The organism is Pseudarthrobacter sp. RHLT1-30-1, assembly GCF_059383415.1.
Window position 1 is genome coordinate 150211 of record NZ_JBWZCG010000002.1, and the last position, 25156, is coordinate 175366.

19 protein-coding genes are annotated in these 25156 nt (G+C 66.9%); 5 read left to right on the plus strand and 14 right to left on the minus strand.

The window, feature by feature from the left end; genetic code table 11:
• Positions 1 to 112: 112 nt before the first annotated feature.
• A complete protein-coding gene (locus AC50YM_RS03125) occupies positions 113 to 361 on the plus strand; it encodes a WhiB family transcriptional regulator (protein ID WP_003804966.1) in 249 nt (82 codons plus the stop codon).
• A 111-nt stretch (positions 362 to 472) separates the two neighbouring features.
• Here AC50YM_RS03125 and AC50YM_RS03130 read toward each other — a convergent pair whose 3' ends face one another.
• The 4 genes from AC50YM_RS03130 to AC50YM_RS03145 are packed head-to-tail and all read right to left on the minus strand — an operon-like array spanning position 473 to position 8866.
• On the minus strand, positions 473 to 1942 hold the full coding sequence (locus tag AC50YM_RS03130) for a sensor histidine kinase (protein ID WP_494955549.1): 1470 nt from the start codon (positions 1940 to 1942) through the stop codon (positions 473 to 475).
• A gap of 36 nt (positions 1943 to 1978) precedes the next feature.
• Positions 1979 to 6853, minus strand: a complete 4875-nt coding sequence (locus AC50YM_RS03135) for an NAD-glutamate dehydrogenase (RefSeq protein WP_494955550.1) — start codon at positions 6851 to 6853, stop codon at positions 1979 to 1981.
• Between the two features lie 58 nt (positions 6854 to 6911).
• Complete coding sequence (locus AC50YM_RS03140) at positions 6912 to 8225, minus strand: CpaE/TadZ family protein (RefSeq protein WP_494955551.1); 1314 nt, start codon at positions 8223 to 8225, stop codon at positions 6912 to 6914.
• Entirely contained in the window at positions 8222 to 8866 is a 645-nt protein-coding gene (locus AC50YM_RS03145) for a hypothetical protein (protein ID WP_494955552.1), read from the minus strand. Before AC50YM_RS03145 ends, AC50YM_RS03140 begins: the two co-directional genes overlap by 4 nt.
• A 149-nt stretch (positions 8867 to 9015) precedes the next feature.
• Here AC50YM_RS03145 and AC50YM_RS03150 point away from each other — a divergent pair, with 149 nt between their 5' ends.
• The gene (locus AC50YM_RS03150; protein ID WP_056425852.1) at positions 9016 to 9231 is read left to right on the plus strand and encodes a helix-turn-helix domain-containing protein; all 216 of its coding nucleotides are present in this window, start codon (positions 9016 to 9018) and stop codon (positions 9229 to 9231) included.
• Positions 9232 to 9354: 123 nt separating this feature from the next.
• Here the strand turns inward: AC50YM_RS03150 and AC50YM_RS03155 are convergent, their stop codons facing one another.
• On the minus strand, positions 9355 to 9927 hold the full coding sequence (locus AC50YM_RS03155) for a hypothetical protein (RefSeq protein ID WP_494955553.1): 573 nt from the start codon (positions 9925 to 9927) through the stop codon (positions 9355 to 9357).
• Positions 9928 to 10160: 233 nt separating this feature from the next.
• On the opposite strand from AC50YM_RS03155, the gene AC50YM_RS03160 reads away from it, so the two are divergent.
• Entirely contained in the window at positions 10161 to 10964 is an 804-nt protein-coding gene (locus AC50YM_RS03160; RefSeq protein WP_494955554.1) for a LysM peptidoglycan-binding domain-containing protein, read from the plus strand.
• Between the two features lie 117 nt (positions 10965 to 11081).
• Entirely contained in the window at positions 11082 to 11576 is a 495-nt protein-coding gene (locus AC50YM_RS03165; protein ID WP_494955555.1) for an Rv3235 family protein, read from the plus strand.
• A gap of 186 nt (positions 11577 to 11762) precedes the next feature.
• On the opposite strand, the gene secA is transcribed toward AC50YM_RS03165, so the two are convergent.
• The 7 genes from secA to mtrA all read right to left on the minus strand — a co-directional run bounded on the left by secA (position 11763) and on the right by mtrA (position 22571).
• A complete protein-coding gene (gene secA / locus AC50YM_RS03170; protein WP_494955556.1) occupies positions 11763 to 14501 on the minus strand; it encodes a preprotein translocase subunit SecA in 2739 nt (912 codons plus the stop codon).
• 70 nt (positions 14502 to 14571) lie between these two features.
• Positions 14572 to 15831 (minus strand): winged helix-turn-helix domain-containing protein, encoded by a 1260-nt coding sequence (locus AC50YM_RS03175; RefSeq protein WP_494955557.1) that lies wholly within the window; start codon positions 15829 to 15831, stop codon positions 14572 to 14574.
• A gap of 32 nt (positions 15832 to 15863) precedes the next feature.
• Complete coding sequence (hpf, locus tag AC50YM_RS03180) at positions 15864 to 16589, minus strand: ribosome hibernation-promoting factor, HPF/YfiA family (protein WP_494955558.1); 726 nt, start codon at positions 16587 to 16589, stop codon at positions 15864 to 15866.
• Positions 16590 to 16732: 143 nt separating this feature from the next.
• Entirely contained in the window at positions 16733 to 17641 is a 909-nt protein-coding gene (locus AC50YM_RS03185) for a ComF family protein (RefSeq protein WP_494955559.1), read from the minus strand.
• Between the two features lie 427 nt (positions 17642 to 18068).
• A complete protein-coding gene (locus tag AC50YM_RS03190) occupies positions 18069 to 19790 on the minus strand; it encodes an LpqB family beta-propeller domain-containing protein (protein WP_494955560.1) in 1722 nt (573 codons plus the stop codon).
• A complete protein-coding gene (gene mtrB, locus AC50YM_RS03195; protein ID WP_494955634.1) occupies positions 19787 to 21631 on the minus strand; it encodes an MtrAB system histidine kinase MtrB in 1845 nt (614 codons plus the stop codon). Before mtrB ends, AC50YM_RS03190 begins: the two co-directional genes overlap by 4 nt.
• Positions 21632 to 21896: 265 nt before the next feature.
• Positions 21897 to 22571: an MtrAB system response regulator MtrA gene (gene mtrA, locus AC50YM_RS03200; RefSeq protein WP_494892220.1), complete on the minus strand. Its 675-nt coding sequence runs from the start codon at positions 22569 to 22571 to the stop codon at positions 21897 to 21899.
• A 195-nt stretch (positions 22572 to 22766) separates the two neighbouring features.
• Between mtrA and AC50YM_RS03205 the strand changes: the two genes are divergently transcribed.
• Positions 22767 to 23480 carry a DUF4166 domain-containing protein gene (locus AC50YM_RS03205; RefSeq protein WP_494955561.1) on the plus strand — a complete coding sequence of 238 codons (714 nt, stop codon included), beginning with the start codon at positions 22767 to 22769 and terminating at the stop codon, positions 23478 to 23480.
• Between the two features lie 31 nt (positions 23481 to 23511).
• On the opposite strand, the gene AC50YM_RS03210 is transcribed toward AC50YM_RS03205, so the two are convergent.
• Together AC50YM_RS03210 and AC50YM_RS03215 are read right to left on the minus strand one after the other, a co-directional pair.
• Positions 23512 to 24555, minus strand: coding sequence for a uroporphyrinogen decarboxylase/cobalamine-independent methonine synthase family protein (locus tag AC50YM_RS03210; protein ID WP_494955562.1), 1044 nt, complete (start codon positions 24553 to 24555; stop codon positions 23512 to 23514).
• Between the two features lie 2 nt (positions 24556 to 24557).
• Entirely contained in the window at positions 24558 to 25025 is a 468-nt protein-coding gene (locus AC50YM_RS03215; RefSeq protein ID WP_494955563.1) for a chorismate mutase, read from the minus strand.
• Positions 25026 to 25156: the final 131 nt, after the last annotated feature.

The window sequence follows — 25156 nt, forward strand, 5'->3', positions numbered from 1 at the left end:
TTAATCCAGATGACCGAGGGGGCCCCAGAGGGCCCCTTTCTTATGAAGCCTCTAGTGAATAATTTCACAAAGGCATTTAACGTGTGCCCAAGAAATGGAGTGACTGATCAGCATGGATTGGCGTAACCGCGCAGCGTGCCTTGACAAGGACCCGGAGCTGTTCTTCCCCGTAGGAAACACCGGTCCTGCCCTCCTGCAGATCGAGGAAGCCAAAAGTGTCTGCCGACGGTGCCCCGTCGTCGACACCTGCCTGCAGTGGGCACTGGAGTCCGGACAGGATGCCGGCGTCTGGGGCGGCATGAGCGAGGACGAGCGCCGCGCCCTGAAGCGCCGCGCTGCCCGCGCCCGCCGCGCCTCCTGACACCGAACTTCTGACGCCGGGAACGCCGGCGATCCGCTTCATCCACAACAGCAATGGCCGCAGACCCCCGTCTGTGGCCATTGCTAATTAACCGGAAGACCCGCCCCCCTGCTACCGCGGGGCCAGGCTCAGTACGATCTGGACCGCGGTTCCGCCGCCTTCCCGGGCCCTCCACTGAATGCTGCCGCCCAGTTCACTCGTCACCAGGGTGCGCACGATCTGCAGGCCGAGTCCCTCCACGTAGGGCGTGGCCGGGATGCCGACACCGTCGTCCTCCACCGTCACGGTGAGCAGTTCGTCGCCGTCCTCGCTTTCGGAGCGGTCCGCGATCAGCCAGACGGTGCCGGTCCGGCCCTCGAGACCGTGCTCGACGGCGTTCGCCACCAGTTCGTTAATCACCAGGGCCAGTGGGGTGGCAAAGTCGCTCGGCAGTTCGCCGAAGAGTCCGGAGCGCGCCGTCTTCACCTGCTGCGACGGGGAAGCCACCTCGGCGGAGAGCCGGAACTGGCGGCCGATGAGCTCATCGAAGTCGACGCTCTGGGTCAGGCCCTGCGACAGCGTTTCGTGCACCAGGGCAATGGTGGCCACCCGCCGCATCGCCTGCTCCAGCCCCTGCTTGCCCTCGTCGCTGACCATGCGCCGCGACTGCATCCGCAACAGGGCGGCCACGGTCTGCAGGTTGTTCTTGACCCGGTGGTGGATCTCCCGGATCGTGGCGTCCTTGGTGACGAGCTCCATTTCCCGGCGCCGCAGCTCGGAGACATCGCGGCACAGGACCAGGGCGCCAAAGCGCTGCTGCTCGTCGCGGAGCGGAATGGCCCGCAGCGACAGGCTGACGCCGCGGGACTCGATTTCGCTGCGCCACGGCATGCGTCCGGTGACAACCAGCGGCAGAGTCTCGTCGACAAGCCGCCGGTCCTTCAGCAGGCCGGCCGTCACCTCGGCCAGGCTCCGGCCCTCCAGCGACTCGCCGTCGCCGAGCCGGCGGAACGCCGAGACCCCGTTGGGGCTCGCGTACTGGACGATGCCCTCGGCGTCGAGCCTGATCAGACCGTCCCCCACGCGGGGCGCGCCGCGGCGGGAACCCGTGGGCGAGGCGAAGTCCGGCCACAGGCCCAGCGTCCCCATCCGCAACAGATCATAGGCGCACTGACGGTACGTCAGCTCCAGCCGCGAGGGCATACGCGAGCTGGACAGGTCCATATGCGTCGTGACGATGGCCAGCGTCCGGCCGTTGCGGACCATCGGCACGGCCTCCACCCGGAGTGCCATGTCACTGCTCCAGTTGGTCTCGTTGGACCGCTCGATGATCCGGCTCTCCCACGCCTTGTCGACCAGCGGCTTCAAGTCGGACCGGATCCCCTCCCCCACGAAGTCGGAGTGGAACACCGTATGCGTGGTGGAGGGGCGGACGTGGGCGAGCGCCACATAGCCAAGCTCAGGATGCGGGAACCACAGCGCCAGGTCGGCGAACGCCAGATCCGCGACCATCTGCCAGTCGCCGACCAGGAGGTGCAACCACTCGGCATCCCCCGGCCCGAAATCAGCATGCTCCCTGATAGGGTCCGTAAAGATTGCCACAGCACCTCCATTTGCGACGGCGGCAGCGTCGGCTGCCTAGCGTCGGACGATTGACCTCAAGAGCCTCAATGCTACCGACAGCGAAGCCATGTCATCGGCCTCGAGGGCGTTCACCTCGTCAAACATGCTCTTCGCCCGGCCCAGCTGCTCAACATTCTGGCTTTCCCAGGCGACGAGGCGTTCCTCCGCGGGCAGGTCCGAAGGCGTTGACTCCAGAACCGCCGTGGTCATATCCGAGACCGTTGAGTAAAGATCATCACGGAGCGCGGCCCGGGCCAGGGCCTGCCAGCGATCCCGCCTTGGCAGCTTCGTAATGCGCTCCAGCAGCGAATCCGCATGGAAGCGGTTGAACACCGTGTAGTAGACATGGGCAATGTTCTCCACGGGTTCCGGGCTGACATGGACAATCTTGGCGATGTCCAGCAGCACGAAGCTCTCGAACAGTTCCGCCCAGCGGTGGGCCAGGTCCTCCGGAAGATCCCAGCGGCGCGCCTTTTCCAGCCATTCGGCCACCCGGGCGCGGTCATCGCCGCGCAGGTAGTCCAGCAGGCGTGCCCGCATCGGATCCATCAGCGGCTTGAACTCCCCCACGATCTCGGCAATGGGCCGGGACGCGCTGCTCTCGCCCAGGACCCACCGCACGGCCCGGTCCAGGAGCCGCCGGATGTCCAGGTGGACGGCGCTCCAGTGCTCTGTCGGGAACGACGCCGGCAACTCGTTGAGTTCGCCGATCATGATGTCCAGTTCGTAGACCTCCCGGAGCGCTACGAAAGCCTTGGCGACGGCGGCCTCGGTGGCCGAGGTCTCTTCCATGGCACGGAACGCGAAGGTGATGCCGCCCATGTTGATCATGTCGTTCGCCACCACCGTGGCGATGATTTCGCGCCGCAGCGGATGGGTGTCGAGCTCGGCGTCGAACCGGTCCCGGAGCTGCAGCGGGAAGTAGTTCCGAAGGACTCCCCGGAACCACGGGTCGTCGGCCAGGTCGCTGTCCCGCAGTGCCGAGGCCAGCTCGATCTTGGCGTAGGCCGCCAGCACCGACAGCTCAGGCGAGGTCAGCCCCTGGCCCTGGTCCAGCCGCTCACGCAGCGTCTCGGTGGTCGGAAGCGCCTCCAGCTCGCGCTTCAGATCGGCAGATTTCTCCAGCCAGTCCATCAGGCGCTCATAGCTGGGGCTCCATTCGGCAACCCGCATCCGGTCATTGAGCAGCAGGATGTTCTGGTCGATGTTGTCCTCGAGCACGAGCCGGCCGACTTCGTCCGTCATCGAGGCCAGGAACTCCGAACGCTCCGCCGGATCCAGCTTCCCCGCGGCCACCATCCGGTCCACGAAGATCTTGATGTTGACCTCGTGGTCGGAGCAGTCCACACCGGCGGAGTTGTCGATCGCATCGGTGTTCAGGATGACGCCCTGGAGGGCAGCCTCTATGCGTCCGCGCTGCGTCATGCCCAGGTTTCCGCCCTCACCGATGACCTTCACGCGCAGGTCGCGGCCGTCGACCCGGATGGTGTCGTTGGCCTTGTCGCCGACCTCGGCGTGGGTTTCCGTGCTTGCCTTGACGTAGGTTCCGATTCCGCCGTTGTAGAGCAGGTCGGCCGGAGCGAGCAGGATCGCGCGCAGCAGTTCGGGCGGGCTGAGCTGCGTGGTGCCGTCAGGGAGTCCGAGCGCGGACCGGACCTGGTCGGAGACCGGGATGGACTTCGCCTGGCGGGCAAACACACCGCCGCCTTCGCTGATCAGGGCCTTGTCGTAGTCATCCCAGGATGAACGCGGCAGCTCGAAGAGCCGCTGCCGCTCGGTGAAGGACACGGCTTCGTCCGGGGCGGGGTCGAGGAAGATGTGCCGGTGGTCGAAGGCCGCAAGCAACCGGATGTGCTTCGACAGCAGCATGCCGTTGCCGAACACGTCGCCGGACATGTCGCCGACGCCGACGACGGTGAACGGTTCGGACTGCGTGTCCAGGTCCAGCTCGCTGAAGTGGCGCTTGACCGACTCCCAGGCCCCGCGGGCTGTGATGCCCATGGCCTTGTGGTCATAACCGACGGAGCCGCCGGAGGCGAAGGCATCGCCGAGCCAGAATCCGTATTCCGCGGCGAGGCCGTTGGCAATGTCGGAGAAGGAGGCCGTCCCCTTGTCGGCCGCGACAACGAGGTACGAATCGTCGCCGTCGTGCCGTACGACGTCGGCCGGCGGCACCAGCTGCTCGCCGTCCTGCGTCGTGACGAGGTTGTCGGTGACGTCAAGGAGGCCACGGATGAACGTCTTGTAGCTTTCGACGCCCTCCGCCATCCACGCGGTGCGGTCCGCAGCAGGGTCCGGGAGCTGCTTGGCGTAGAAGCCGCCCTTTGCGCCGGTCGGCACGATCACGGCGTTCTTGACCGTCTGGGCCTTGACCAGGCCAAGGATTTCGGTGCGGAAGTCCTCGCGCCGGTCGGACCAGCGCAGCCCGCCACGGGCGACCTTGCCAAAGCGCAGGTGCACGCCCTCGACCCGGGGCGAGTAGACCCAGATCTCGAACATCGGCCTGGGGAACGGCAGTCCGTCAATGGCGGCGGGGTTCATTTTGAAACTCAGGTGCGGTTTGTTCTGGTAGTAGTTGGTCCGCAGCGTCGCCTGGATCAGGTTCTTGAAGGTACGCAGGACGCGGTCGGCGTCGAGGGTCGCGACCTGTTCGATCGCTGCGTCCAGTCCGGCGAGGACCTCCTCCTGCCGGCTCCGGCGTGCCTCCTCGCCGAGCGAGGGATCGAAACGGGCCTCGAACAGGGCGCTCAGGCCGCGGATGACATCGGGGTTGGCCAGCAGGGTGTCGGCAAGGAAGCCGTAGGAGTTGGTGTTGCCCATCTGCCGCATGTACTTGGCGTAGGCGCGCAGCACGACAACCTGGCGCCACTGCATCCCCTCGCGCAGCACCAGCCGGTCGAAGCTGTCCGATTCCACCGCACCGGACACCGCAGCGCCGAAAGAGTCCGCGAGCAGCTGCCCCGTCCTGACCGGGTCCACCCCTGCCGGGTACTTCAGGCCCAGGTCATAGAGGAAGAAGTCACGCTGGTCCGCCGTCTCGATCTCGAACGGGCGTTCGTCCAGGACCTCGAGGCCCAGGTTGTGGAAGTAGGGCAGGATCTGGCTCAGGCTCTTGGGCTCAAGCATGTAGAGCTTGACGCGGGCGTCCTCTTCGAGGGTGGCTCCGGCGCCGTCGGGGAGGTAGACGTGGACTCCGGGGTGTTCCTTGGCCGTTTCCCCGGCCGGAGCGGCGGCGGCACCGTACTTCTCAAAGCGGGCGATGTCCTCCAGGGCATCCTCCACCTCGTAATCGACGCGGTAGCTCGCGGGGAAGGCCTCGGCCCACTCGGCGGCAAGTTCCTTGGCGCCGGCACTCCTGGTGCCACCGTTGCCGTCGGCGCGGGCGCGCAGCACCTCGGCGATGCCCTCGCCCCAGGAGCGCGCGGCGCGGACCAGGCGCTTCTCGAGTTCGTCGCTGTTGACGTTGCTGACATCGGCGTTTTTCGGAAGCCTGATCCGGAAGAAAAGCCGGGCCAGGGCGGACTCGGTCATCCGCGCCTCGAAATCGATGGACACCGCATCAAAGGTCTCGCGGAGTTCTTCCTCAATGCGCAGGCGCACGTTCGTGGTGTACCGGTCACGCGGAAGGTAGACGAGCGCCGACATGAAGCGGCCGTAGATGTCCGGGCGGAGGAACAGCCGGGTCCGGCGCCGTTCCTGCAGCCGCTGGATGCCGGTCGCAATGGCGGCCAGATCGGGTATTTCGATCTGGAACAGCTCGTCGCGGGGGTAGGTTTCGAGGATGCCGAGCAGGTCCTTGCCGGAGTGGGAGTCGGGCGGGAAGCCGGCCTGGCTCAACACCGCGGCGACTTTCTCGCGGACCACCGGGATCTCACGCACGGAGCCCGCGTAAGCCGTCGTGGCGAAGAGCCCGATAAAGCGGCGCTCGCCGTTGACGTTGCCGGCTGCGTCGAAGCTCTTGACGCCGATGTAGTCCAAGTACGCCGAGCGGTGGACCGTGGAACGGGAGTTGGCCTTTGTGATGACGAGCGCGCGCTTTTCGCGGGCTTTCTTCCGGCCCGTCTCGGTGAGGTGCTGGATCTGGTGCGGGGTGTCGGCGCCGCCGCGCAGCAGCCCGAGACCGCTCTCTTCCCGCGGTTCCAGGACATCCTCGCCGGATTCGTTCTTTAGGTCATATTCGCGGTAGCCCAGGAAAGTGAAGTTCCCGTCATCCATCCAGCGCAGCAGCGCCTGGGCCTGGCGGAGTTCGGCGATCTGCGCTGCATCGGCCAGCGTGTCCAGGTCCTGCGAAATCTGGAGTGCCCGGTTCCGCATCTTCTGCCAGTCTTCGACGGCGGCACGCACGTCGCCGAGCACCCGCCCGATGCCTTCCACCAGGGAGGCGCGCTTGGCGTCCTCGACCCGGTCGATTTCGACGGCGATCCAGGATTCCATGTGCGAGGCATTGTCACCCTGGGCGATCAGGTGCGAAAGGTTGGGCATCGCGGCCGTGTCCCCGCTGGAGATGCCCAAGTGTGAGGGCACCCGGTCGACCCTGACGAGTTCACCGCTCTCACGGTTGCGGGTCACCACGAACAGCGGATGCATGACCAGATGGATGGGGGCATTCTGCCGGACAAGTTCCGCGTTGACGGAGTCTACGAGGAAGGGCATGTCGTCGGTGACGATGTAGACGACGCTGCGGTCGGCCTCGTCGGAAATGGAAATATTAGCGACGCCGGGGAACCGCTTTGCCGCCGTCTCGCGGTGCGTCTGGGCGCGCGCTGCCAGCAACTCCGCCGAATACGCCCGCTCGTCTTCCTCAGCGAGGTGCTCGTAGTAGTCCTTCAGGTAGCCTGCTCCGGCACCGATCGAAACGGGTTGATCCTCCACGCTGGACCCAGACGACATCGACAAACGCCTCCATCAAAAAGTTCACGGCCGCTTCGTTGCGGCCCTCAAGGCGAGCCTAGCCCTTAAATAAACGCTTCGCTGTGGAAGAAAATACAGAGGATCGGCCGTTCCGCTGGACAGGTGCACAAACCAGGGCTGCGATCCTCTGCCGCAGGGGTGAGTCGGGCGCGGCCTCCAACAGGAGGGACCCCGAGAGCAGTGCCGCGTCAGCGGCGACCGGATCGGCCGGCAGGAACGCCCCCAGCGGGACGGCGGGGCCGAACCGCTCCCACGCTTCGCGGAGTTGTCGCTCGGGCGAGCGTCCCACGGCGGACTGCCGGACTTTGTTGAGCACCACCCGCGGGGACGCGTTCGGGACAGCTAATTCCAGCTCCGCCAGGCCGCGGACCAGCCTGGGGACCCCGATTGAGTCCGCCGCCCCGACGGCAAACACGGTGTCCGCCAGTTCAAGGCTCCTCAGCGTTGCGGCATTGCGGCGCGGCGCCATCGTGTCGAAGCTCAGCTCTTCGTCACTTTCAAGGCAGAAACCTGTATCAATGACGGTCACGTCGAAATCATGCCTGGCCCGGGACAGGACCAGGGACAGCGCGGCGGCGCGGAGTTCGGTCCAACGGTCCGCGCGGGTGATGCCAGTCAGTACCCGCAAGGTTCCCGCTCTGGTGACTACAGGAACAGCAATCCTGAGCAGCGCCTCGGAGTCAAGGAGGCCCTGGTCCGCCAGCCGGCAGGCCTGCGCCAGCCCGGCCGATTCGTCCAGCAGTCCCAGCATGGCTGCGACACTGGCACCATAGCTGTCGGCATCCACGAGCAGTACCGACTGTCCCTCCGCTGCGAGTTCCGCCGCCATGTTGGCCGCCAGCATGGTCCGGCCTGGCGAGCCGGCGGGTCCCCAGACCGCAAGGATCTGACCCGTGCCGGATCGTTCCGTCCCCGCAGCGGCCCGGCCGCCGGTCGGAGCCCGCGCCGGACCGGCCGCAGCGTGGCCGCTGACGTCTCCCTGCCGGAGCCACGGCTCAGCTGCGGCCAGCTGGGCAACGGCGCCCGAGATGCGGTGGGCCAGCGCGGCGGCGTCCACCCCGGTCAGTTCGGCAGCGACGCCGATTCCCTCCAGCCGGGCCATTTCCTCCGGACTGTCAGTCAGGGCCAGGACGGCGACGCCGACGGCGGACAGCCGGTCAACGAGCGACGCCGTCAGCTCCCCGCTTCCCTCCGCCACGACTGCCGCCCGCGCCAGACCGCCCTGGCAGGCAGCCAGCAGTTCCGCCAGCTCGGTGCACCTCCGGACAACGGACACCGGCCCGTGGAGCCGTTCGAGCCTGCCCACCAGGTCTTCCCGCGAGTCCCCGACCGTGACGACCGGGATGCTCATTGGCCCGCACCACCCGGGTTCCAGACCACGGAAATCTTCGCCTTGTTGGCCTGTGCGCCAAGCAGGTTTGGCATCTGCCCGTCTGTCACCAGCACCATCACGACGGTGGACCGGGCGGACCCCAGGGCGGTGCTGCCCGCAGTGATCTGGGCGATTTCCGCCCCCGGCAACAGCAGCGTCGGCTGGCTGAACCCGTTCCGGGCATCAGGCAACGCCACCCAGACATCGACCCGGGAGCCAGCAACTGCCTGGGCCGGCAGAGACTCCTCGATCGTCACCGCAACCGGCTTCCGGTCCAGGCCGTCGGCCTGTGCCAGACTCTCTCGCGGCACCAGCTGGTCCTTGCCGATCCGCTGGACGGCAACAAGCCCATCGGCCACCCCTGCTGCGGGGGTGAGATAGCGCGGTTCGACGTCGCCGAGGCGGACCTTAACGCGGTTCAGTTTGTCCGCCGACAGCGTTTCGCCCACCGCGATGGCTTCCCGAGCCGTGTAGGCCTCGGCGGTCTGGTCTGCCGCCCCGACCAAGGAGGTAACGCCCGCCACCGAGGCCAGAACCAGCAGAAGGCCCACGAGGAGCCGGGGATCCTTCCACGACGGTTTCTTCAGCCGCGCCCCGCCGCCCACCGTGGTCACACCCATGCGCCCGCTCCCCCTGTAGTCGCAGCCCCGGATCAGGCCGGGCAAGATCATTGTTGCTTCTTCCCGTCCGGACCGGAAGACGCGGGAACAAAGATGTTCAAACTGTGGATAACGGCCCCAGTCGGAGTCTTCGGTGGCAAAATGGAGTCATGCCCCGATTCCTCACCCTCGCCGACGTCGCAGAGCAGCTCCAGATCAACGCCCCGGCTGCCTACGCGCTGGTTCGCAGCGGCGAGCTCAAGGCCATTCAGGTCGGCGGACGCGGCCAGTGGCGTGTCGAAGAGAAAATGCTCGAGCAATACATCGAGGAACGGTATGCGGAAGCCAGCCGGATGATCGAAGAGGCAAAGTCCAAGACCCGCTGAGACGGGCGTGCCGGCTTCCGTGCGTCTGCTGATCAACCACGGCCGTGCCGCGGAGCCCCGGCCCCGCAGGCCCGTCCCGAAGACCCTTCGCCGACGTCCCCGTTCGCTTAGGCGCCCGTCCGCTTAGGTGCCCGTCGTCCGGGCCGACCTGATTCCGGCCAGCGCGGTGAACGGAATTGACGCCAGCTCACGGACATTGGCTGCCCGACGCTCCTCGCCTTCCCCGGTGACCGCCAGGTCCAGGTGATCGCGCCCCACCCTGTCAATCACGCCGTGGAGCATCAACTCTCCCGCTGAGCCGCCGGAAATCAGGACGACCAGCGCGGCCCGGTCCCGCGCAAGCCCGCGCAGGGCGTTCGCGAGGCCAAGTCGTTGCCTGACTCTGGACGGCTCCGACACGGCCAGCCGGGAGAGCCCGCGGTAGCGGACCGCCGAGGCATAAGGAACCAGCACCTGGTGCCTGGGCTCATCCAGCACAAGCGCCTGGCTTCCCGCATGGCTCAGGGTCCCTTCGAACGTCGATCCGGACGCAAGCTGCACCACAATCAGTCGCCCCAGCGAGCCGCGCAGGCGATCCGCCAGTTCCACCGCTGCCGCCTCCGCACGCGTCCGTTCGGAGACTTCCGCGTCGAGATCCAGACGCTCGCTGGCGGCCACTTGTGTCTCGAGATCGTCGAAGAGGGCATCCCACCGCATGGCGACAGCGTAGGCGCGCGATCTTTGGCGGTCAATGCGCGGCCCAAAGAACTGGGTCTGGACAAAAGACTGCTTACGAGCTCAAACTGAACTAAATTGCATCAAACAACATCAAAATACTCCAAACGACACCAATGACTCAAAGCAGTCGGCTGTCAAACAGAGAGGCGGAGATGATGGATAACGCTGCAGTACCCCGCCGCAGGGCACCCCTGCTTCCTGGGGACGCGGCAATGGCCGCAGCCATCCTGCTGCTGGGGGTATTCCTTGCGGGAACCGGTGGCAGCATAGTCCGGCGCTGGCAGGCGTCCTCGGCACGGCAGCAATCTCTGGGGTTCGAAGACCAGCTCGGCATTGTGGCGAACACAACCGGTCTGATCGTGATCGTCTGGTGGGCCATGTCCTTTGTCATCGCCCTGGCGGCGGCACTCCTCCAACGCGGCGGCAAGGTCCGCGCGGCCTCGGCTGCCGGAAAGTTCATCCCCGGCTTTATGCGCCGCCTGGTCATGGCGGCGGTCGGACTTCAACTGCTCACCGCTCCGCTGGCAACGGCTTCCACCCAGCCGCCTGTCCCGGGAACGGCCTCGGCCACACCCGCGGCATCCGCCGCGTGGACTCCGGAACCGGCCACGGCCGACGCTGCCCCGCCGTCCGCCGAGGGACCAACGCTGACGCCAACCCCGGCGCCGGCGCCAACGCACGGCTCGCCGGCCCCAACCCCGGCCGCGGCGCCAACGCCGGGCTCGCTGGCCGTCGTGAATCCGCAGTGGCGGCCACTCAGCCCGGTGGTCGAACCCGGCCCGCTGGCGGGGCGCCCGCTGCGACACCCGGAACCCGCTGGCCAGGCAGCGGTCGTGACTGTGCTCCCCGGGGATTCGCTGTGGAGCCTGTCCGCGGCCCGGGTGGGACCTTATGCCTCCGACGTCGACATCGCGAGGGACTGGCCCCGGCTCTACCAGGCCAACCGGGACGTCATCGGAGCCAACCCACACCTGTTGCGGCCCGGTCAGCTGCTCAGGCTTCCGCCCACACCGTGAAATTGAAGACCCGAGTCCCAAGACGCCCCGCCGCAGAGAGCGACAACTCCCCGGGGATGCACCAGCAACAGCTCTGCGGAATTACTGATCAGCAAAACCAAAAGCAAAGGAAGCACCATGAGCGCCAGGACCAACCCCCGCGCCGCCGCCGAAGCCCCCGTCTCCCCCGCTGCGCCACTGCGTCTGCTCCCGGGAGGTGCGCCACGGCCAGGTCACAGCGGGGCTCCTCCGGTTCCGGTGGCACCGCTGCCCGGGCTGGCGCAGGAAGAACGAGAGATCTGCGCAATTTCGCGCAGCACGGTTCAGGCGGCCATCGAGGTGCTGGCCGGCACCCGGCCGGCGCAGCAGCTGGCCCGGCGGCTCGACGAGCGCTGCCTCTCGGCACTGCAGCACCGGGCTGCCCTGACCCGGCGGGTGCCGTGCGGGGCGGCACCGACTGCGGGACGGCTGCACCGAAACGCCTCCGTCCGGTCTGTCCGGGCTTGCCGGGTGTCCGCGGATGTCTATGAGGCAAGCGCTGTGGTGGTCGAGGAGTTGCGCGTTCGCGCGGTCGCCTTGCGGCTGGAGCGCAGCCGGCTCGCGTGGCGGGTCACCGTGCTGGAAATCGGTTGACATCCGACGAAGCCGATCCAGGAAGTCGCGTTGGGGGGCCCATCGACGGGAACGAGGGAAGGAGGAGTCTGCAGCATGGAAAGAGGACCGGAACATGTTCCGGTCCTCTTTCGTCAGTGTCCGTTAAGGCCAGGTGCCGTCACTGCCCCATAACGCCCGGCGGCAGCCGTGCTGTCAGCCGATCCGCTAGCGGCGTTTCTTCTTGTTCGCCCGGCGCGTGCTGTCCTGCGCCGCGGCCTTGGCCGGGTTGCCGGAACGGCCGGAGACTTTGGCTTCCACGCGGGTCTGGGCGGAACCGTCTTCACCGGGGGCCGTGTACTGAAGCTGGGCCGGCTTTTCAGGCGCCTCCAGGCCGGCGGCCCGGATCTGCGGCTCGTGATGTTCGGTGTGCTGGCCGGCGGCGTCCGCGACGACCACGTCCTCGGCGGGGGTCACCTCGACCTCAAGGTTGAACAGGAAGCCGACGCTTTCCTCCCGGATGGCCTCCATCATGGCCTGGAACATGATGAACCCTTCACGCTGGTACTCCACCAGGGGATCGCGCTGGGCCATCGCGCGCAGGCCGATGCCTTCCTTCAGGTAGTCCATCTCGTAGAGGTGTTCCTGCCATTTACGGCCGATCACCGACAGGACAACCCGGCGCTCAAGTTCCCGCATGCTCTCATGACCGATGGTCTCTTCGCGGGCCTGGTAGACCAGACGTGCGTCGGAGAGGATCTCTTCCCTGAGGAAGTCCACGGTAATCCGGGATTTTCCGCCGGCCTCGTCGATGAGGTCGCGCGGGGTGACGCTCACCGGGTAGAGGGTCTTGAGGTTTGACCACAGGAGGTTAAAGTCCCAGTCGTCGCCGGTGCCCTCGGCGGTGGCCGCGTCGATGAAGGCATTGATCGTGTCCTCGAGGAAGTACTGGACCTTCTCGTGGAGGTCGCCGCCTTCGAGAATGCGGCGGCGGTCTCCGTAGATGGCCTCGCGCTGGCGGTTCAGGACGTCGTCGTACTTGAGGACGTTCTTCCGCTGTTCGGCATTACGGCCCTCCACCTGGCCCTGGGCCGAGGCGATGGCGCGTGAGACGAGCTTGGATTCGAGGGCAACATCGTCCGGCACCGAGCTGTTCATCAGCCGTTCAGCAGCGCCCGAGTTAAACAGGCGCATCAGGTCGTCGGTGAGCGAGAGGTAGAACCGGGACTCGCCCGGGTCGCCCTGGCGGCCCGAGCGGCCGCGCAGCTGGTTGTCGATGCGGCGGGACTCGTGCCGTTCGGTACCAAGAACGTACAGGCCGCCCAGCTTGAGGACCTCCTCGTGCTCGTCCTTGACGGACTGCTTGGCTGCCTCGAAGGCTTCGGGCCAGGCCGCTTCGTACTCGGCGGAGTTTTCTTCCGGATCCAGCCCGCGCTTGGCGAGTTCGGCGACGGCCGTGAACTCGGCGTTGCCGCCCAGCATAATGTCGGTACCGCGGCCTGCCATGTTGGTCGCCACGGTCACGGCGCCCTTGCGCCCGGCCTGGGCGACAATCGCAGCTTCCCGGGCGTGGTTCTTGGCATTGAGGACCTCATGCCGGACGCCTTCCTTGGCGAGCAGCCCCGAGAGGTATTCGCTTTTCTCGACGCTGGTCGTGCCGACCAGGACGGGCTGGCCATCGGCGTGGCGTTCGGCGATGTCCTTGACGACGGCGTCGAACTTGACAGCCTCGTTCTTGTACACAAGGTCAGCCTGGTCAATCCTCGTCATGTCCCGGTTGGTGGGGATGGCAACGACGCCGAGCTTGTAGGTGCTCATGAACTCGGCGGCTTCGGTCTCGGCGGTACCGGTCATGCCCGCAAGCTTGTCGTACATGCGGAAGTAGTTCTGCAGCGTGACCGTGGCGAGCGTCTGGTTCTCGGCCTTGATCTCGACGCCTTCCTTGGCCTCGATCGCCTGGTGCATGCCTTCGTTGTAGCGACGGCCCGCAAGGATGCGGCCGGTGTGCTCGTCGACGATCAGGACCTCGCCGTTGAGGATGACGTAGTCCTTGTCGCGTTTGAAGAGTTCCTTGGCCTTGATGGCGTTGTTGAGGAAGCCGATCAGCGGCGTGTTGGCGGACTCGTAGAGATTGTGGATGCCGAGGTAGTCCTCGACCTTTTCGATGCCGGTCTCCAGCACGCCCACGGTTCGCTTCTTTTCGTCGACCTCGTAGTCCTCGTCGGGCTTGAGCCGGGTGACGACCTTGGCGAACTCGCTGTACCAGCGGTTGGTGTCGCCCTGCGCCGGGCCGGAAATGATGAGCGGCGTACGTGCCTCATCGATGAGGATGGAGTCCACTTCATCTACGATGGCGAAATGGTGGCCGCGCTGGACCAGTTCGGATTTGTCCCACGCCATGTTGTCGCGCAGGTAGTCGAAGCCGAATTCGTTGTTGGTGCCGTAGGTGATGTCCGCGGCGTACTGCTCGCGACGCAGCGTGGGGTCCTGGTTGGACAGGATGCAGCCGCTGCTCAGGCCGAGGAACCGGTACACACGACCCATGAGGTCCGACTGGTATTCGGCCAGGTAGTCGTTCACGGTAATGACGTGCACACCGTTGCCGGCGAGGGCGTTGAGGTAGGCCGGGGCGGTGGCAACGAGGGTCTTGCCTTCACCGGTCTTCATTTCGGCGATGTTGCCCAGATGCAGGGCGGCGCCGCCCATCAGCTGGACGTCGAAGTGGCGCATGCCGAGCGTGCGGGAGGACGCTTCGCGGACAGCGGCAAACGCCTCCGGGAGGAGGTCGTCGAGCTTCTCCCCGTCAAGGTGGCGTGCGCGGAGACGGTCGGTCTCTTCGCGCAGTTCAGCGTCGGTGAAGGTCTGGAAGGAGCTTTCAAGGGCATTAATGGAATCGGCATAGTTCCGCAGTTGCCTCAGGGTTTTTTTGTCACCCGTACGGAGTAGTTTTTCGATAAGTGATGCCACGTGAAGTTGCTCCCAGTCTCAAGCTGCCGAATTCTGGCGTGTTCAGTCTACGGGAGAGACGCAGGGCCGGTTACGCCTGTTCCCTCTGAGCGGATACACCATTTACCGCCCCGGACATGGCGTCCGCGAGTGCCGGCGCCAGGTCCCCTTTCGGGGAGACAATAACCTGGTCCAGCTCCAACCACTCTGCCATGAGCTGCAGTTCCGCGGCGAGTTCGACGGCGGTGTCGGCGGGAGCGTCGGGTTCAGCATGGGCGGCCCTGGCAAGCAGCAGGCCGTTGGCCCGGTCGGCTTTGAGGTCGACCCGGGCAACGATGCCGTCGCGCAGCAGGAACGGCAGCACGTAATAGCCGAAGCGGCGCTTCGGCTCGGGTGTGTAGATCTCGAGGCGGTAGTGGAATCCGAACAGGGATTCCAGGCGCTGGCGCTCAAAGACCAGTGAGTCAAAGGGGCTCAGCAGGGCGCGGCCAGTGGCGGTGCGCGGGAGTCTTGCCTCGGTGTGCCGGTAGACGGGCTTGTTCCAGCCGGCCACCGTGACCGGCTGAAGCCTGCCCGTTTCGACGAGCTGGTCCACGGCGATGGCGGACGCGCGCAGGGGCGTCCGGAAGTAATCAGCAAAGCACCGCACGGTGCCGATCCCGTGGGCGCGGGCGGCGGCTTCGATCAGCCGCTCCAGCGCAGCAGCCGGGTCGGGACCGGTGTCCCCGGCACCCCTACCTGCCGGCGGCCTTACGGGCAGCACCTTTGCGGTGAGAGTGTAGCGGCGTTCAAAGGAATCGGTCCGGGACGCGGCCGAAATGAGGCCGGCTTCGAAGAGGTGTTCCAGGACCCGCTTCACGGCGTTCCAGTTCCAGCCCCAGTTGTCCTGCTGCCGGTCCTCGATGTGACCCAGGCGTGCGGTGAGTTCGGCGGCGGTCATCGGACGGCCGGCCGCGAGCGCCTCAAGCACCCGGGAGGCGACGTCGCTGCGTAGCTCGGCGTCCATGGAGTGCGCCCCGACCCATTTCCTGTTCTGCCAGGGGACGAGGTCATGGAAATGCTCTGGACGGATGAAGCTGGCCTCGTGGGCCCAGTACTCCATCATTCGGCGGGGGCGGCTTTCCGCCATCCGCTGCAGGATGGCGCGGTCGTAGTTCCCCAGACGGGAAAAGAAGGGCAGGTAGTGGCTCCGGGTCAAAACATTGACGGAGTCGATCTGGACCAGCTGCAGGCGGGCAAAGGTACGGCCCACCGTCCGTGCGCTCACGGGTCCGGCGGGCCGTACCTTGTCCAATCCCTGGGCTGCCAATGCGATTCGCCGGGCCTGCTGAAGGCTCAGCCCTTCGTGCACGTCAGTCCCTTCGGTGGATGGTCAGCACTAGCTTAGGCGCTGGCAGGCTCATCCTCGGAGCGGTAGGCGAGGATCTTCTCTTCGACCGGAGCCTTACCTGGTTCGCAGGTCTGGTCGAGGGAGATGACCCCGTATGTCCATCCGTCGCGGCGGTACACGACAGAGGGCGCCTTGGTCTCCTTGTCCACGAAGAGGTAGAAGTCGTGACCCACGAGCTCCATGTTGTCGACGGCGTCGTCGAGCGTGAGGGATGCGGCGGGAAAGACCTTCCGGCGGATGAGCACGGGCGAGTCTCCGGCCGGAATGTCGTTTTCGACCTCGTACGGCGATTTCTCGGCGGGAGCTTCTTTGGGCTCGAGCCAGTGGTTGGCCTCTTCGTAAATCGGCTCGCTGGTGCTGGCGGGCTCAAGGGTTGCCGTCGCCTCGGTGACGGACTTTGGGGTGTGCCTGCCGTGGTGGACCTTCTTGCGGTCCTTCGCCCGGCGCAGTCGCTCAAGAAGCTTGTTGTAGGCGAGATCAAACGCGGCGAACTTGTCTGCGGCGCTGGCCTCGGCGCGAATTACGGGGCCCCTTCCCAGGACTGTGAGCTCAACCGTGAGCATCTCGTCGGTCTGCCGGGCCTTGGTCTCCTTGGATACCTTTGCGTCCACCCTCTGGACCTTGTCCCCCAGCGACGCGATCTTCGAGATCTTCTCGTCGGCGTACTCGCGGAACCGGTCTGAAACCGTCAAATTGCGTCCGCTGATCATGAACTCCATGGTGCCCTCCAAATGACTTCGGTGACACGACGGCGGCACTTCCCGGGGCTGATCTGACTGACAGTCGAGCCCCTTTCCGAGCCGCTATCGACAGGTACATCTATTCTTGGTACCCATCTCCGACGTTAGTTCATAGCCACCCCTTATTCATCCTTTCTTGGTTTATTTTTTTCGTTCACGGGCCGCCGCCCCGCCAATCCGCGGTCCGATTGCCCGTAGTCGAGAGTGCCCGGCGGGCGTGTTGCGGCCACGACGACGGCGCCCGTCACCAGCGCTCCGGCTGCACCCAGTGCACGGGAAGCCTCGGCCAGCGTGGCCCCCGTCGTGAGCACGTCATCAATGATGAGGCAGTTCCGGCCGTTCACTGCGGGGGCGAACAGCCCCCGGCGGACCCGTATGGATCCCCGGACGCGTTGCGCGCGGCCTCCGCGTCCCAGCCCCTTTTGTCCGCCGGATATTCCCTGCAGCCCGGCGAAGCCAGCGGCGGTCTGGCCGGACCGCCGGGCGCTGCCCCGCAGGCCCTTCTTCCGGAGGGCATGGACGGTGGCGAAGCCTGAGCGCGGGCCGGCTCCCGTCGCCCGGGGGCGGTCGAGCCTGCCGAGCAGCATGTGGATCGGGCTGAAGCCCCGCTTCCGGTAGGCACCGCTGCTGGTCGGCACCGGCACGAGCAGCAGCCTGGGGGCGTCCCCGGCCGCTGCCCGGATGGCACCGGCAAGGCCCTTGGACAACACCTCCGCGAGCTGACCCTGGCCGTGCTTCTTGAAAGACAACACAGCCTGCGCCAGCTCCGCACGGTATGCGCCGGCCGCCACGACCGGAAGGAGCACGGCGCCGTTCACGTCCATCAGTGCCGGGGCCTGCGTCTCGGCCCTGAACGGCTTGCTCATCAGCTGCCGGACCTGGCGTTCGCAGCCGCTGCAGAGCGCCCGGTCTTCCGCCCCGCAACAGACGCAGTCCACCGGCACGGCGAGTGCCACCACTTCGGCCGCGGCAGCCGCGGCCCGGTCCGCCAACCGCGCCAACGGCCGGCGGTAGTCACCGCGGTGCTTCACCGAATCCGGTGCCGCTGGAGCAAGGTCTGGGTCAGCTGTCCGCTGGCTTCGCCGTCCGGCGTGACCCGCCCGCGGGGTCCGGCTCGCGCCGGCGCCGGGGCCAGCCCGTGCAACGGCCCCCTCGCTGGCCCAGGTCCCGGCGCGGGGAATACGGTCCTGGTCGCGAAGTTGCCTGCGTGTTCCCATAACCCAAGGCTGCGGCTCCAACGGAGGTAACGCGACGCCTCTCGGGGGTATGTGGAAAAGCGTTGCGCGGCTCAGCTCAGGAGCCGGTCCGATGCTGGTCACAGGTCCGTGCCGGATCCGCCCCGGAGGCTGCAGGCCCGGGTAAGACGGATCGACCGGTCGCCAGCCCGGATGGGACGGATCGACCGGTCGCCACCGGACAACACGGATCGACGCGTCCCTGGCCTTGTTCGATCCGTCCCTATCCCGGATAGGACGGATCGACCGGACCCTTGAGCTGCGGGGACCAGCCGTTGCCGATCCGCAGGAAGATCCCTTCCGCAGACTGGCCGTATATTTCCTCGCCGCCGTTTCCCGCACTGAGTGCAGTCAGCCCCGGCCACGGCGCCAGCTGCTGGGGCTCGGAAGAAGTGAGGGACAGCAACTCGGGAGTGACGGCGCCACTCGGGGAGCCCTGCATCACCGCGACGGTGGTGTCGTCCACCCAGACGCCGTGATCCGGATCGTTCGACGCCAGCAGAGTGATCGGCACGGTGAGGTCCTTGGGCGTTCCGTCGGCTCCCCGGACAATGCCCGTCACCTGGACTTTGGTCTTGCCGTTCTGTTCCGAAAGAACGAGGGCGCGGGTCCCCTCGCGTGAGACCCGGAACTCCCGGACGGACCGTCCGGCGAGCCACGCCGGCGCCATCGTCACTGCGGGGATGGTGCCGCCCTCCGCGACGCCGACCGGCCGGTGGGCGATCATTTCCGTGCCGCCGTTGGCCCCGGGCCCGGCCGTCCAGACCCAGTCGTAGCGGTCGAAGGAGGGCCGGGTAAGGGTGGCCCGCGTGGTCAGCGCCCTGGCGGGTTGGCCGGGCACGACCGAATACAACGTTCCGCGGTCGGCGTTGAGGAAGGCCGCGGCCTGCGAGACGGGCGACTCCGCCGGGGCCCGTGGCGCCAGGGCCGCGACCGGCTGGATGTCGGGAAGCGGCGAGATCCGGTTGTTCTCATACCGGACCAGATCGTTATCGCTCACGGCGATCTGGTGGGCCGGCACATTCAGGTCTCGGATCGGCGGGAGGACCGACCCGTTGTCCTCCACCCGCACAAGGTCCTGGTTGGCGCGCAGCTCGACGTTGACGACGCCGGGCTGGCTGCGGAAAGTGAGGGCAAGCTGGGTCTGCATCCGCAGCCGGTCCTCGTTGGAGGCCTCCACGAGGTCTTTGGCGGTAAGGTCCACCTGGGCGGCACCGGAGACAACCGGCACCGATTCCCGGGCCAGTTTGATGCCAGCGGGGAAAGCGCTGACGACGGCGCCCTTGAGGTACGGGGCCGGACCACCGAGGAGGGCGCTGGTCATGGCCTTGACGGTCTTTTTCTTGATGAACCACCGGACATCGGGTACCGCGTAGGTGAAGGTGGGGTTATAGAAATAGATCGGGTAGGCACCGTAGATGACCTTGAACGTTTCTTCGGGGATCGCCGTGCCGTCGGGGAGTTCCGCTATCCGCCATTGCCCGTCCACCTGGGTCAGCGTGGCGGGAATGTTCTCCTTGCTGCCCTCCGGCAGCCGGGTCGCCACCCCATCCGCATCTACGGTGTAGGCCACGTCCAGTTCGTAGTTGAAGACGTTTTCGACGCCGGTCGGCACTACACGCGCAGCGCGGAAGACGAGCACACGCTGGTCCGGCTTCCAGGTCACGGACGATGCCTGGGTCAGATACTGGCGTGCCACCGCATAGTCGTCCTCGTAGCCGCTGCCCGCAAGGTAGAAGTCCTCGATCACGGCGTCCGGACCGGCCCCCTCGCGCGGCGCGGACGGGAAGAACACGGGCGCATTCTTGGGGTTTCCGGCGCTCTCGTCGGTGCTTTTTCCGACCGGGCCCGAGCGCGGGATCTGGGCGCAGGACGTGATCAGGATCAGCAGCACTGCCAGCAGCGCGGCCACCGCGCCGCCGGCCTTTCGCGAGGCTCCGCTCATGACCCCTCCTTCGTTCCGGGTGCCGTCGTTCCGGGAGCCGTTGAGCCGGGCTCTGTGGTTCCCGTTTCGGCCGTGCCGGCACCGCCCGGCACACGGCCGGGTGACTGCTTCCCGTTGTCGGCGCGGGCTGCCGGGGAGGGGTCCACCAGCAGCATGGTCCGTTGGCCAACCGCGCCCTGAAGCCCGACGTCGACCGGCTCCAGCTGGAGCGGGGATTTCGTGACGGTCTCGCCCTGGCGCAGCGGAAGGGTGAGGCGGAAGTTGGCGCCGCCGCCTTTTCGTCCCCACGCCTGGAGCCAGCCGTTATGGAGTTTCGTATCCTCGGCGGCGATGGACAGACCCAGGCCGCTGCCGCCGGTCGTCCGCGCCCGGGCCGGATCGGCGCGCCAGAACCGGTCAAACACGCGTGCCGCTTCACCGGGGGTCATGCCGATGCCGTGGTCCCGTACGGCGACGGCCACGGCAGTGTCGTTGGCGGCCACGGAGATGTTCACCGGGCGGCCCTCGCCGTGTTCGAGAGCGTTCAGGACGAGGTTGCGCAGAATTCGGTCGATCCGGCGGTCGTCCATGTCCACGATGATGCTTTCGACGGGTGCGTTGAGGGTGACCTTTGAGCCGTACTCCGCGGCGACCGGGGCCACGCCTTCCATCACGTGCGACACGAGCTGCACAATGTCTCCTGGTTCGGCGTCGAGCGTTGCCACGCCGGCGTCGAAGCGGGAGATCTCCAGCAGGTCGGCCAGCAGTGACTGAAAGCGTTCCACCTGGTTGTAGAGCAGCTCCGCGGAACGCTTGTTGATGGGGTCGAAGTCATGGCGGGCGTCGTAGAGTACTTCGGCCGCCATCCGCACGGTGGTGAGCGGGGTGCGGAGTTCGTGGGAGACGTCGGAGACGAACCGTTGCTGCATTTGGGACAGGGTGGCGAGCTGGGTGATCTGCTCCTGGAGGCTGGCGGCCATGTGGTTGAAGGAAGCGCCGAGCCGGGCCACCTCGTCCTCGCCTTTGACTACCATGCGTTCCTGCAGTTGTCCGGCCGCGAGTTTCTCGGAGACGAGCGCCGCGTGGCTGACCGGGCTGACGACGTTCCGGGTGACGTACCAGGCCACGGCACCGATCAGCAGCGCCAGCACCGCGCCGCCGGCCAGCAGCACGTTCTGTATTTCGTCGAGGGTTTTTTGCGCCGTATTGAGGTCATAGATCAGGTACATCTCGTAGACCGTGCCGTTGAAAGTGACCTTGTTGCCAACGGCAATCCCTGGCCGGTCTTCGGTGCCCACCGGGAACTCCGTGGAGGCCCAGAACTGCTCCTTGCCTGAGTTCTGCACCGCTGTGCGCAGTTCGGTCGGGATCACGCTGATCGTGAGCTGGTCGGACGCCCGTGATTCGACCCAGCGGTTGCGCGGTTTGGTTTGTTCCGGCATCGCTTCGAAGACGTAGCGCCGCTGGATCACATCGCCGCGGCCCTCGACGGCATTCAGGGTGTCGTAGACAAGCGTGATGACGCTGGACTGGTCGGTGACCTGCGCGCCGTCAAACGTGTCCTGTACCTGTTTGACGTTATAGCGCGTCTCCGATTCGGCCTGGACGAGCCGTTCCTGAAAGAGGTTGTTCGCGATCTGGTTCGACAGGTAAGCGCCGACGACAGCAAAGGACGTGATGGCGAGCATCAGGGTGGTCAGCACGGTCCGGAACTGCAGCGACCGCCGCCATTTCCGGTGCAGGGAACGGAGCAGGTAACGGATTCCCGGGAGCAGGCGGGAAGCGCCGGTGGCAACCAGCGTTGCCACCCGCATTCCCACGATCCGGGCGCGTTTGACCCAGATCCGGCTGCGGAAGAGCATGGCCCGCCAGGCGGCGGCGGGACTCCCCGGGTGCCGGGCGGGAGGGGCAGCAACGGGTTCGACGGCGGCGGGTTCGACCGTGCCGGATTCGACGGCGGCGGCGGGCTCGGCGGGCGGGACAGCCGTAACGGGTCCGGCCGCGCCGGGTTTGGGCGCCGTCATCCCCGGCGGGTGAAGGTCAACTGAGGTCCGGGCGGCATTCTCCGGGGCGCCCCGGTCCGGCGGGGCGCTCACCGGACCGGCTCCGGGGTGGCCGTCCGACGGCTCAGGAACCTGCTTTATAGCCGACACCACGGACCGTCAAGACGACTTCGGGAGCCTCCGGGTCACGTTCAATCTTTGACCTCAGCCGCTGGACGTGGACGTTGACCAGCCGCGTATCCGCGGCGTGCCGGTAGCCCCAGACCTGTTCCAGCAGAAGTTCCCGGGTAAAGACCTGCCATGGTTTTCGCGCCAGTGCGACCAGCAGATCAAATTCGAGCGGCGTCAGCGAGATACGCTCGGTCCCCCGGCTGACGAGGTGGCCCGCAACGTCAATCGTGACGTCGGCAATGCGCAGCGTTTCCGGGGCCTTCTGGTCCCCGGGCCGGAGCCGGGCGCGGACGCGGGCGACGAGTTCGGCCGGTTTGAAGGGCTTCGGAACATAGTCATCGGCTCCGGACTCGAGGCCGCGGACCACGTCCGAGGTGTCTGCCTTGGCGGTGAGCATCACGATCGGGACATCGGACTCGGCGCGGATCTGGCGGCAGACTTCAATGCCATCGATGCCCGGAAGCATGAGGTCAAGCAGCACGAGGTCCGGCTTGGCGGAACGGAAGATGTCCAGCGCCTGTCCGCCGTCAGCGCAGAAAACGGGTTCAAACCCGTCATTGCGCAACACAATACCGATCATCTCGGCAAGCGCCTCGTCATCGTCCACTACCAAAATCCGTGCCTTCATATGTATATATTCCCTTATTGCAGTGGCTTTGTCGTTTTCTGCGGTGCCCCGGCATGGCGCGGCGGCACCCCGGGCCGCCCGACAACTCAGCCTGCGGACGGGCGGCGCACGGCCGGTCCACTGTGACAAAGCGGCCTCCGTCCCGCATGCTGTGGACAGGAACCCGTCAACACTCCAGCAACCCAGGAGGATTCTGTGCGCACCCCGATCTACCAGCTTGCCCTCGGCTCTGACTTTGCCCGGCTGCAGCCGGAGCTGCAGGAGTACTTCTCCCTGACTCCCGGCTCCGGCCATTACGGCGTCGGGGAAGGAGTCTTTGAGGTGGTCGGCTGCCGGCAGAACTGGCTCCGCCCCCCGCTGCGTCTCGCAACGGGCGAACAGGCCTTCTTTCCGGAATACGGCGAGGGCATCCGGTTCCGGATCGAAAACCACGCCCATCTCGACCCGTTCGGCCGTTCCAGCCTCACCGCCCGGCGCGAAATCTTCTTCCCGGGCACCACCCGGTTGTTCCACGACACGACAAGCTTCGATGATTCCGGCGGCCGGCACGGCCTGCTGGACTACGTCGGGCGGTACCGCCGGCTCGTCACGGACCTCAATCTCAGCGTCACCGCCAACGGCCGGCTGCGCGGGGTCTCGGAGGCGTCGAGGCTTTTCCTCGGACCGCTGCGGCTATCCCTGCCGGCCGCCGTCGACGCCAATGCATACGCCGAACAGTGGTGGGCGCCCGAGGAGGGTGCCGCCGGAAAGCACCGGATCCAGGTCAAGGTGATCCAGCCGCAAATCGGTCTGATCCTGGTCTATGCCGGCTACTTCGACTATCGGCTGGAACCGTACCCCGGTCGCGTGGCGGCCCCGGGGTTCCTTCCGGACCGCGCCAGACCGGACCGCTGGGAAGCCCGCAGCTGACGGCGGCACGTGGCAGTGGCGCCGAGCGGCGCTAGCCGAGCGCGAGCTGGTTGAGTCCGTCCGCCACCTGGGTCAGCCGCGTCAGGACGGCCGTCGCGGAGGACGGCGAATATCCGGCCAGCCCGCCCGAGGGCGTGACCCGCAGCCCGCCGAGAGTCGGGGCGGTCAGGCCCAGTTGCCGCCATGGCCGCCAGACGGTTTCTACGACGTCGGCGACGCGGGGCAGCGCTGCTGCGGGGTTGGAGACGTCCAGCGCCCCGGCCCACAGCCGTTTGCCCGCCTCGACGGCGCCGGCCAACTGTTCCCACTGGCGGGACGTGAGGGCGCGCAGGGGCACGGCGATGCCGTCCGCCCCGGCGGCCATTATCCGGTCGAAGGGCGCCTCGACTTCCGGGACGGCGATGACGACCTCGACGGCGCCGGCCGCCCGCAGTGCTTCGATGACAAGCTGCCAGGCCTCCGTTGCCTCCTGGCCGGGCACCGAGCGCAGGGTCCGATATCCGCTTGAGGTGGAGATGGTCCCGGCCAGCACCGAGGCGATGTCCGGCTCGTCGATCTGGACCACAATGCGGGCACCGGGGGCCGCAACAGCCACCCGGCTGAGGTAGCCGCCGACCCCTGCCGCCAGGGAGGCCGCAAGGTCCCGCCGGGCGCCGTAGTCGATCAGGGCGCGCTCCCCGTTGTGCAGGTGCAGTCCTGCGGCGAGGCTGAGCGGCCCGCAGAGCTGGACCTTGATGTCCTGCGCCGGAGTGTCCTCGGCGCCGATCACGTCGGCGAGGATATTGACGTCGGTGGACAGTGCCGAACGCGCCCGCTTCAGGTCCTGGCCGGGGCGGTCCACGATCCGCCAGCCGTAGGGCTGCACGTCCACGGAGAGGTCAACCAGCAGGGACGCTGTCCGGCCGAGTGCGTCGGAGCCGACCCCGCGGTCCGGCAGTTCGGCGAGGAACGGCAGGTGCGGGCTGCCGAGCTCTCCGCGGATGATGCGGGCGGCCTCAACCGGGTCCTCGCCCGGCCAGGTGCCCAGTGCCGTGGCGGTGACCTGGTCCGGCTCTGCTCTCTGTTGGGTGGCCACGACTAAGCGGTGGCGGAGACGGCCGGGCCGGCGGCGCCGGGGACTTTGCCGGCGTCCCGGGCACGCGCGGAATCTGCAGCCTGGGTGTCGGCGGCCAGGGCCGCCTCGTGGCCCTCGGCGATGGCTTCGTGGTGCCGGATGACCTCGCCAATGATGAAGTTCAGGAACTTCTCGGCAAAGGCGGGGTCCAGGTGGGCCTCGGCGGCGAGCCGCCGTAGTCTTGCGATCTGGGCAGTCTCACGGCCGGGGTCCCCGGCGGGAAGCTTGTGGGTAGCCTTCAGGAATCCGACCTTCTGGGTGGCTTTGAAGCGCTCGGCGAGAAGGTAGACGAGGGTGGCATCGATGTTGTCGATGCTGGAGCGGATCGACAACAGCTCCGCCATCACCGCGGGATCCACCTGACCTGCCAGCGAGCTGGCCCCCGGGTCAAAGGAATCGGCATCGGGAAGAGTATGGTTCTGCTCGGTCATTGACCCAGTCTAGGGGCACCCGCCCTAATCAGTTCTGCTGTTAAGCGCCGCCTGCAGGACGCCGCACCGACCCACTCCGGTGTAGCCCGGTGCAGTCCGGCATGCCAAAGGACATGCCCACCGTTCCAGCT

What these genes read in the sequence shown, in the direction of transcription:
- hpf (WP_494955558.1), bottom strand. Translation starts at nt 16,589, where the DNA reads ATGGAGTTCATGATCAGCGGACGCAATTTGACGGTTTCAGACCGGTTC.
- AC50YM_RS03215 (WP_494955563.1), bottom strand. Translation starts at nt 25,025, where the DNA reads ATGACCGAGCAGAACCATACTCTTCCCGATGCCGATTCCTTTGACCCG.
- AC50YM_RS03150 (WP_056425852.1), top strand. Translation starts at nt 9,016, where the DNA reads ATGCCCCGATTCCTCACCCTCGCCGACGTCGCAGAGCAGCTCCAGATC.
- AC50YM_RS03155 (WP_494955553.1), bottom strand. Translation starts at nt 9,927, where the DNA reads ATGCGGTGGGATGCCCTCTTCGACGATCTCGAGACACAAGTGGCCGCC.
- AC50YM_RS03145 (WP_494955552.1), bottom strand. Translation starts at nt 8,866, where the DNA reads ATGGGTGTGACCACGGTGGGCGGCGGGGCGCGGCTGAAGAAACCGTCG.
- AC50YM_RS03125 (WP_003804966.1), top strand. Translation starts at nt 113, where the DNA reads ATGGATTGGCGTAACCGCGCAGCGTGCCTTGACAAGGACCCGGAGCTG.
- AC50YM_RS03165 (WP_494955555.1), top strand. Translation starts at nt 11,082, where the DNA reads ATGAGCGCCAGGACCAACCCCCGCGCCGCCGCCGAAGCCCCCGTCTCC.
- mtrB (WP_494955634.1), bottom strand. Translation starts at nt 21,631, where the DNA reads ATGCTCTTCCGCAGCCGGATCTGGGTCAAACGCGCCCGGATCGTGGGA.
- mtrA (WP_494892220.1), bottom strand. Translation starts at nt 22,571, where the DNA reads ATGAAGGCACGGATTTTGGTAGTGGACGATGACGAGGCGCTTGCCGAG.
- AC50YM_RS03160 (WP_494955554.1), top strand. Translation starts at nt 10,161, where the DNA reads ATGGCCGCAGCCATCCTGCTGCTGGGGGTATTCCTTGCGGGAACCGGT.
- AC50YM_RS03135 (WP_494955550.1), bottom strand. Translation starts at nt 6,853, where the DNA reads ATGTCGTCTGGGTCCAGCGTGGAGGATCAACCCGTTTCGATCGGTGCC.
- AC50YM_RS03190 (WP_494955560.1), bottom strand. Translation starts at nt 19,790, where the DNA reads ATGAGCGGAGCCTCGCGAAAGGCCGGCGGCGCGGTGGCCGCGCTGCTG.
- AC50YM_RS03140 (WP_494955551.1), bottom strand. Translation starts at nt 8,225, where the DNA reads ATGAGCATCCCGGTCGTCACGGTCGGGGACTCGCGGGAAGACCTGGTG.